The 8,673-nt window shown below is 67.7% G+C and carries 6 protein-coding genes; 5 read left to right on the forward strand and 1 reads right to left on the reverse strand.

Annotated elements, in window-relative coordinates; genetic code table 11:
- From QOC76_RS30535 to QOC76_RS30550, 4 genes are all read left to right on the forward strand, one after another.
- On the forward strand, positions 1–611 hold a 611-nt coding region (locus tag QOC76_RS30535; protein WP_526363647.1), incomplete at its 5' end, for a MaoC family dehydratase.
- 29 nt (positions 612–640) lie between these two features.
- Positions 641–1,522, forward strand: coding sequence for a universal stress protein (locus tag QOC76_RS30540; RefSeq protein ID WP_526363649.1), 882 nt, complete (start codon positions 641–643; stop codon positions 1,520–1,522).
- Between the two features lie 168 nt (positions 1,523–1,690).
- Positions 1,691–4,984, forward strand: coding sequence for a DNA polymerase III subunit alpha (locus QOC76_RS30545; protein WP_526363651.1), 3,294 nt, complete (start codon positions 1,691–1,693; stop codon positions 4,982–4,984).
- Positions 4,985–5,151: 167 nt separating this feature from the next.
- Positions 5,152–5,793, forward strand: a complete 642-nt coding sequence (locus QOC76_RS30550; RefSeq protein WP_526363653.1) for a nitroreductase family protein — start codon at positions 5,152–5,154, stop codon at positions 5,791–5,793.
- Here QOC76_RS30550 and QOC76_RS30555 read toward each other — a convergent pair whose 3' ends face one another.
- Positions 5,794–6,258: a tRNA (cytidine(34)-2'-O)-methyltransferase gene (locus QOC76_RS30555; RefSeq protein ID WP_526363655.1), complete on the reverse strand. Its 465-nt coding sequence runs from the start codon at positions 6,256–6,258 to the stop codon at positions 5,794–5,796. It lies immediately after the preceding gene.
- Between the two features lie 245 nt (positions 6,259–6,503).
- Here QOC76_RS30555 and QOC76_RS30560 point away from each other — a divergent pair.
- Positions 6,504–8,673: HAMP domain-containing sensor histidine kinase (locus QOC76_RS30560; RefSeq protein ID WP_526363657.1), on the forward strand; the 2,170-nt coding region annotated here is incomplete at its 3' end.

Below are 8,673 nucleotides of genomic sequence, written 5' to 3' on the forward strand. Positions count from 1 at the left end.
TGTTCGAGCCGCTGCCACCGGCCGGAAAGCTGAGCGTTGTCGGCGAAGTGGCCGACATCCAGGACAAGGGCGAAGGCAAGAACGCCGTGGTCATGCTCAAGGCGACCGGCACCGACCCGGACACCGGGAAGGTCGTGGCCGAGACGATGGCGACCGCAGTCATCCGTGGCGAAGGCGGCTTCGGCGGTCAGCCGGGGCAGCGGCCGGTGGCGCCCGAGATCCCTGACCGCGATCCCGATTCGCGGGTCGCCCTGCCCACCCGCGAGGATCAGGCCTTGATCTACCGGCTGTCCGGCGACCGCAATCCGCTGCACAGCGATCCATGGTTCGCGCGCGAATTGGCCGGCTTCCCGAAGCCGATCCTGCATGGGCTGTGCACCTACGGGGTGGCGGGCCGTGCGCTGGTCGGCGAGCTCGGCGGCGGCGACGCGACGAAGGTCACCGCGATCGCCTCGCGCTTCACCTCACCCGTCTTTCCCGGCGAGACGCTCACCACGTCGATCTGGCGCACCGAGGCGGGCCGCGCGGTGTTCCGTACCGAGGCGGCGAACCCGGACGGCTCGAACGCCCGGCTGGTACTCGACGACGGCGTCGTCGAATACACCGACTGAGCAGCCGTCGGTGGTACAGGATGTCCACCATGAAGCTGGTCGTCGGTTTCCTGGCCACACCCGGTGGCGCGGACGCGGTGGCTCTCGGTGTCCGGCTGGCCCGGACGCTGGGCGCGCAGTTGGAGCTTTGCCTCGTGCTGCCGCCCGATCGTGCGGAAACCGCGCGCCTTTCGGTCGGCACCTTCGACAGTCTTCTCGCCGAGCAGGCGCAGAAGTGGCTGAAAGAGGCGGTGATACCGCCCGACGTCGTCGCGCGCAGCCACGTCAGTTTCGCCGAGTCGTTCGCCGACGGTCTGCTTCGGGAGATCGCGCGGTTGGAGGCGGATGCCATCGTCGTCGGCGGAGCCGGTGGTGGGCTTGCCGGGCCGCTCTCGCTGGGCTCGGTCGTCAACGAGCTGCTGCACTCGTCGCCGGTTCCGGTGGCCGTGGCGCCGCGGGGCACCCGCCATTCCGACGTCGAGCGGGTCCGCGAGGTGACGTGCGCGATCGGCGAGCGTCAGGGCGCGGATCTGTTGTTGCGCACCGCAGTTCGATTCAGCAAGGCGGCGGGCACACCGTTGCGGCTGGCGTCACTGGTGGCTCTCGACCCGATGTTCGGCCGCCTTCGCGGCGATGCCGACGCCGTCCGGGACCGGGCGCTCGTTCATGCGCAGCACACCCTGGATATCGCCAAAGGCGCTCTGCCCGAGGCAATTCCAGTGACATCCACGGTCGTCGACGGTGCCACCGTTGAGGATGCGGTCAGCAAGCTCGATTGGCGCGACGGTGACCTCATCATGGTCGGGTCGAGCCGGCTCAGCGCGCCGAGGCGGTTGTTCCTCGGCTCGACGGCGGCCAAGATGCTGCGCGTCCTCGACGTGCCCATGATGGTCGTGCCACGCGATCAGATCGACGACGACGCGCTGCCGTAGGCGTTACCCGGGCGCGCCGCCGATGCGGCCACGAGTCGCATCGATCAACGTTTTGCAGAGGTCTTCTCGCACTTCGTCTGGAAAACGTCGATCGGCGTGCCTTGGGTGCCATGTGGGGCACCCCATCTTAGGACTGGTGTTCGAACAAGCGTTCGATACAATGTCGCAATGGGTTGGCACAGCGGGCCGCCGAGCTGGACAGAGATGGAGCGGGTGCTTCACAGTAAGCCCCGTCGTGCCGGCTGGCCCATCGACGAGCAGATCGGTGACGGCGGCGACAGCCCGGCCTGGTCCCGCAAGCGGGGGAGCTATCAGCCGCTGGACGTGCAGCGGCCCGGCTCCTCTGTTCCCTACGCAGAACTGCATGCGCATTCGGCGTACAGCTTTCTCGACGGCGCCAGCACGCCGGAGGAACTCGTCGAGGAGGCGGCCCGGCTGGATCTGCGCGCCATCGCGCTGACCGACCACGACGGGCTCTACGGCGTGGTGCGGTTCGCCGAAGCCGCCAAGGAACTCGACGTGAAAACGGTGTTCGGTGCCGAACTGTCCCTCGCAGGCGGCGACCGTACCGAGGATCCCGATCCCCGTGGGCCGCACCTGCTGGTGCTTGCCCGCGGTCCCGAGGGGTATCGACGGCTGTCACGCCAGTTGGCGTCGGCGCATCTCGCCGGCGGCGAAAAGGGGGTATTGCGCTACGACTACGACGCGCTCACCGAGGCGGCGGGCGGACACTGGCACATTTTGACCGGCTGCCGCAAAGGCCATGTCCGCCAGGCGCTATCCGATGGCGGCCCCGAAGCGGCGGAAAGGGCGCTTGCCGATCTGGTGGACCGGTTCGGCGGCGACAGGGTCAGCATCGAGCTGAGCCACCACGGCCATCCCCTCGACGATGAACGCAATGTCGTGCTCGCGGACCTGGCGCCCCGGTTCGGTCTCGGCCTCGTCGCCACCACCGCCGCCCATTTCGCCGAGCCGTCCCGTGGCCGGCTGGCGATGGCCATGGGAGCGATCCGGGCCCGCAACTCCATCGACGAGGCGGCGGGCTATCTCGCCCCGCTGGGTGGTTCACATCTGCGGTCAGGTGAGGAGATGGCGCGGATGTTCGCGCATTGTCCTGAGGTGGTGACCGCCGCGGCCGACCTCGGCGAGCAGTGTGCGTTCGAGCTGGCGCTGATCGCCCCGCAGTTGCCGCCGTTCGACGTTCCGGTCGGGCACACCGAGGACAGCTGGCTGCGGCACCTGGTCATGACGGGCGCAAGGAACCGGTACGGACCGCCCGAGCGGGCGCGTCGGGCATACGAGCAGATCGAGCACGAGCTCAAAACGATTGCCCAGCTCAACTTTCCGGGCTATTTCCTGGTGGTGCACGACATCACCCGGTTCTGCAGGGAGAGCGGCATCCTGGCTCAGGGCAGGGGATCGGCGGCCAACTCGGCGGTTTGTTACGCCCTCGGCGTGACCAACGTCGACCCGGTCGCCAACGAGTTGCTGTTCGAGCGGTTCCTGTCCCCGGCGAGAGACGGGCCGCCCGATATCGACATCGACATCGAATCGGATCTGCGGGAGCAGGCCATTCAGTACGTCTACGACCGCTACGGCCGCGACTACGCCGCGCAGGTCGCCAACGTCATCACCTACCGCGGCCGCAGCGCGGTGCGTGACATGGCCCGCGCGCTGGGTTTCTCGCAAGGACAGCAGGACGCGTGGAGCAAGCAGATCGGCCAGTGGGGCAAGCTCTCGGAATCGACGCACGTCGAGGATGTTCCGGAACCGGTCATCGACCTGGCCATGCAGATCTCCAACCTGCCGCGTCACATGGGTATCCACTCGGGTGGCATGGTGATCTGCGACAGGCCGATCGCCGACGTCTGCCCGGTGGAGTGGGCGCGGATGGAGAACCGCAGCGTGCTGCAGTGGGACAAGGACGACTGTGCCGCAATCGGATTGGTGAAGTTCGACATGCTCGGCCTCGGAATGCTCTCGGCGCTGCACTACTGCATCGACCTGGTGCGTGAGCACAAGGGCATCGACGTCGACCTGGCCAAGCTGGATCTGTCCGAGCCCGCGGTGTACGAGATGCTGCAGCGCGCCGACTCCGTCGGTGTGTTCCAGGTGGAGTCGCGTGCGCAGATGGCCACGCTGCCGCGGCTGAAGCCGAGGGTGTTCTACGACCTGGTCGTCGAGGTGGCGCTGATCCGGCCCGGCCCGATCCAGGGCAACTCCGTGCACCCCTACATCGGCAGGCGCAACGGCACCGAACCGGTTACCTACGACCATCCGTCGATGGAGTCTGCGCTGCGAAAAACGTTGGGTGTGCCTCTGTTTCAGGAGCAGCTCATGCAGCTCGCGGTCGACTGCGCCGGCTTCACCGCTGCCGAGGCCGACCAGTTGCGTCGGGCGATGGGGTCTAAGCGGTCGACCGAGCGGATGCAGAGGTTGCGCGGCCGGTTCTACGACGGCATGCGCGAACGGCACGGCATCACCGGTGAGGTGGCCGACCGGATCTACGAGAAGCTGGAAGCGTTCGCCAACTTCGGTTTTCCGGAGAGCCATTCGCTGTCCTTCGCCTCGCTGGTGTTCTACTCGTCGTGGTTCAAGCTGCACCACCCCGCAGCGTTCTGCGCCGCGCTGCTGCGGGCTCAGCCGATGGGCTTCTACTCACCGCAGACGTTGGTGGCCGATGCCCGTAGGCACGGAGTCACCGTGCATGGACCGGACGTCAACGCCAGCCTGGCGTACGCGACGCTGGAGAATGTCGGCACCGAGGTGCGGCTGGGCATCGGCAGCGTCCGCCACATCGGTGACGAGCTTGCCGAGAAGATCGTCGAAGAACGAAACATCAACGGGCCGTTCGGTTCTCTGCTGGATCTGACCGGACGGGTGCAGCTCTCGGTCCCGCAGACCGAAGCGCTGGCGACGGCGGGGGCGCTGGGCTGCTTCGGGATCACCCGCCGCGAAGGGCTGTGGGCCGCGGGCGCCGCCGCCACTCAGCGACCGGACCGGCTGCCCGGGGTCGGGGCGTCGTCGAACGTCCCGGTCCTGCCGGGTATGACCGAGCTGGAACTGGCGGCCTCCGACGTTTGGGCCACCGGGATTTCGCCCGACAGCTTTCCCACCCAGTTCCTGCGGGCGGACCTCGACGCGATGGGGGTCATCACGGCCGACCGGCTGCTTTCGGTGCCCGACGGAACACGGGTGCTGGTGGCGGGGGCGGTGACACACCGGCAGCGTCCCGCGACGGCGCAGGGGGTGACGTTCATCAACATCGAGGACGAGACCGGCATGGTCAACATCCTGTGCTCACCGGGGGTGTGGAACCGTCAGCGCAAGCTGGCGCAGACGGCGACGGCGATGGTGATCCGCGGCCAGGTCCAGAACGCCACCGGTGCGGTCACCGTCGTCGCCGACCGGCTCAGCAAGCTCGACATGCGGATCGCCTCCCGCAGCCGCGATTTCCGCTGACCCACATCTCCGCGACCGTGCGGGTCTGCACGCAGACACTCCGCTTTTCACCGGTATTCTGCGCACCGTCGCGCTGCCCGAGCGTGCGCAGACCTCGGCATCCGCACGGGGCATTGTCAATCGGTGTGCGGACGCGCGCGCTCGCGGGGACTCAGTAACCTCGCAACATGACACTCAACCTGTCCGTCGACGACCTCCTGACGACCACCCGCTCGGTCCGCAAGCGGCTCGACCTGGAGAAGCCGGTGCCCCGCGAGGTGCTGATGGAGTGTCTCGACCTGGCGCTGCAGGCGCCGACGGGTTCCAACGCCCAGGGCTGGCAGTGGGTTTTCGTCGACGACCCGCAGAAGAAGAAGGCGCTCGCCGACATCTACCGACACAACGCGACGCCCTACCTCGACACGCCCAAGCCGGAGTTCGGCGACGTGCGCGACGAGCAGCGCCGGCTCGTCACCAGCTCGGCGAAGTATCTCAACGAGCACCTGCATGAGGTGCCGGTCTTGTTGATCCCGGTTCTGGCGGGCCGCCCCGACGGCGCACCCGCCGGGCAGAGCGCCGGATTCTGGGGCTCGCTGCTGCCCGCCGTGTGGAGCTTCATGCTGGCGCTGCGCTCGCGCGGCCTCGGCTCGGCATGGACGACGCTGCATCTCGTCGGCAAGGGCGAGAAGCTGGCCGCCGACGTCCTCGGCATTCCGTTCGAGGAGTACAGCCAGGGCGGGCTCTTCCCGATCGCCTACACCAAGGGCACCGATTTCAAGCGAGCAAAGCGCCTGCCCGCCGAGCAGTTCGCGCACTGGAACTCGTGGTGACTACTCGCCGCCGCTGAAGCCGTTCTGCCGCCACGCCTCGTAGACGGCGACGGCGGCGGCGTTCGACAGGTTCAGCGAGCGCCTGCCCGCGAGCATCGGGATGCGCACCCGCGAGGTGATGTGGGGATCGGCGAGTGTCGCGTCGTCCAGACCCGTCGGCTCGGGACCGAACATCAACACGTCGCCCGGTTCATAGGCGATGTCCGCGAACGGCGTCGTCGCGTGCGCGCTGAAGGCGTGCACCCGCATCGGTGCCATGGCCTCCCATGCGGCAGCCAAATCCGTGTGCACCGTCACCGACGCGAGGTCGTGGTAGTCCAGCCCGGCTCGGCGCAGCTTCGGTTCGGATAGCTCGAAGCCGAGCGGCTCGACGAGATGCAGCTCGCAACCTGTGGCCGCGACCATCCGAATCGCGTTACCCGTGTTGGGCGCGATGCGGGGGGAGAAAAACATCACCCGGAACATCCGACGATGATTGCAGGCGCCCCGTTCGGCATTTGCTCGGACACCGACTAAGAGGGTTCTGGCAGAGTGCGTGAACCTTGGCTGTTCAGTAAGAATTGTGGAAACGGCCGCGTGCTACTGGCATACTCGATCAATTGCCAGGCGATGAACGCCTGCCCGCATTCGGGCAAATCAGCAGGAAGCGTTATGAACCTCGCTCAAATTGGAAAAGCCGGACAAGCAGCCGGTGGCGTGATGGGACAGCAATGACGACGTTCACCCAGCAGGAGCTGGTGGATGGACTGGTCGTCGACGACGATGCCCAGGAGTCGGTGCGCAGGAAACGTCCCTCCCGATGGTCGTTGAGGAATTGGCCGGTCCGCTGGAAGGTGTTTGCGATCGTTTTGGTGCCGGTGATTCTGGCGGGCGCCTTCGGCGGGTTGCGCATCTACTCGAACGCGATCGAAGCCCGTGATCTGCAACACGCGGCCGATCGCGCCGAAATGGTGCCCGCGATCGTTAGCTACATGAATGCGCTGAACGGCGCGATGCTGGCCGTGCCCGCCGGTGGCGACACCCAGGGGGCGATGAGCACGTTCGACTCGAGCCGCGCGGAGCTTCAGCGTCGGCTCAACGACACACCCGACGTGCCGCCGGACGTCCAGAAGGGCGTCACCAGCATGCTCTTGGGCGGCCAGGCGCTGATGGACAAGGTGTCCTCCAACGCCATCGGACTGGTCGACCGGGTCACCCTCTACGCACCGATTCTGCTGACGTCCGAGGACGCGATCACCGGCTCGGTCCGCGTTGACGACGAACGCATCCGCAACCAGGCGCAGGGCCTCACCCGCGCGGTCGGCGCTCGCGGTCAGATGATGATGGAGCAGCTGCTGGTCAACCAGGGCAGCGAGCTGCCCGAGCCGGAGCAGCGCGCGCGCATGATCACACTCGCGGGCACCGAGCCGTCGACCCTGTTCGGCATGAGCCAGGTGCTCGGCATCGGCTCGGATGAGGCCAAGCAACTTCAGGGCGAGTACGTCCGCCGCACCGCGCTCATCTCCGACCCGACGGTCCCGCTGGCCAACAACCCGGATATGACGGCGTCGCTGCAGGCCACCGACCAGATCGCCACCCGGATGATCGATCGCACCGTGCCCGCCGTCACCGGTGCGGTCAAGGCGGACGCGTCGGCCGCACGCACCGAAGCGATCCGCGACTCGGCGATCGTGGTCGGTGCCATCCTGCTGGCCCTGCTGCTCGTCATCCTGGTGGCGCGCTCGCTGATCCGGCCGCTGCGCACACTGCGCGACAGCGCCCTGCGGGTCGCGCACGAAGACCTGGCGCGCGAGATCGACCGGGTGCGCGCGGGTAAGGAACCCGGACCCGTCGAACCCATCCCGGTGAACACCACCGAGGAGATCGGCCAGGTCGCCCATGCCGTCGACGAACTCCACGAGCAGGCCGTCTTCATGGCGGGCGAGCAGAGCCGACTGCAGCTGCAGGTCGGCGACATGTTCGAGACGCTGTCGCGGCGCAGCCGCTCGCTGGTCGATCAACAGCTCTCGCTCATCGACCGGCTCGAGCGCAACGAGGAGGACCCGGAACGGCTGGAGAGCCTGTTCAGGCTCGACCACCTGGCCGCCCGGATGCGCCGCAACGGGGCCAACCTGTTGGTGCTCGCGGGCGCGAAGGTGCCGCGCGAGCAGGCCGACGCGGTGCCCGTCGCGGCGCTCATCAACGCCGCCGCCTCCGAAGTCGAGGACTACCCCCGCGTCGTGACGGCGACCGTGCCCGAGAGCGAGATCGTCGGATCGGTCGCGGGCGACCTCGTGCACCTGCTCGCCGAGTTGCTCGACAACGCGCTGCGCTATTCGCCGCCGATCTCGCAGGTGCGAGTGTCGGCGGTGCACACCGGCAACGGCGGACTCGTCATCGAGGTCAGCGACATCGGGCTCGGGATGACCGAATCCGATCTGCGGGTCGCCAACACGCGCCTGCAGTCCGGTGGCGAGGTGACGCCCTACACCGCACGCCACATGGGTCTGTTCGTGGTCGGCCGGCTCGCCCAGCAGCACGGGCTGGTGGTTCGGCTGCGCAGCACCATTGCGGGAGAATCGAATTCGGGTACCACGGCGGGGGTTTACGTGCCTTCCGAGCTGCTGCTGCGCACCGGTATTCCCGAGCGGCTCGACACCGGGCCACAGGCCGTGGCCGCCGAAGCGGGCTCCGGCTTCGCGACCCCGCTCAAGCTCGACGACGCCGACGAGTACGTGGAGTACGAGGAGTACGGCGACGAGGTCCGCGCGGACCAGCTCAACGGGCACTCCGAGGTGCCCGTCACGCTGTTGCCTCAACGCAGTCCCGGCGCCAGCGGTATCTCAGCTTCGGTGCAGGACGACCTGCCGCCCGAGCCGGAGATGGATGACGAAACCGAAT

Source organism: Mycobacterium sp. (assembly GCF_032159565.1).
Lineage (GTDB): Bacteria > Actinomycetota > Actinomycetes > Mycobacteriales > Mycobacteriaceae > Mycobacterium.

Bases quoted from the DNA above. Each gene is read 5' to 3' on its own strand.
- QOC76_RS30540 (WP_526363649.1), top strand. From the start codon at position 641: ATGAAGCTGGTCGTCGGTTTCCTGGCCACACCCGGTGGCGCGGACGCG.
- QOC76_RS30545 (WP_526363651.1), top strand. From the start codon at position 1,691: ATGGGTTGGCACAGCGGGCCGCCGAGCTGGACAGAGATGGAGCGGGTG.
- QOC76_RS30550 (WP_526363653.1), top strand. From the start codon at position 5,152: ATGACACTCAACCTGTCCGTCGACGACCTCCTGACGACCACCCGCTCG.
- QOC76_RS30555 (WP_526363655.1), bottom strand. From the start codon at position 6,258: ATGTTCCGGGTGATGTTTTTCTCCCCCCGCATCGCGCCCAACACGGGT.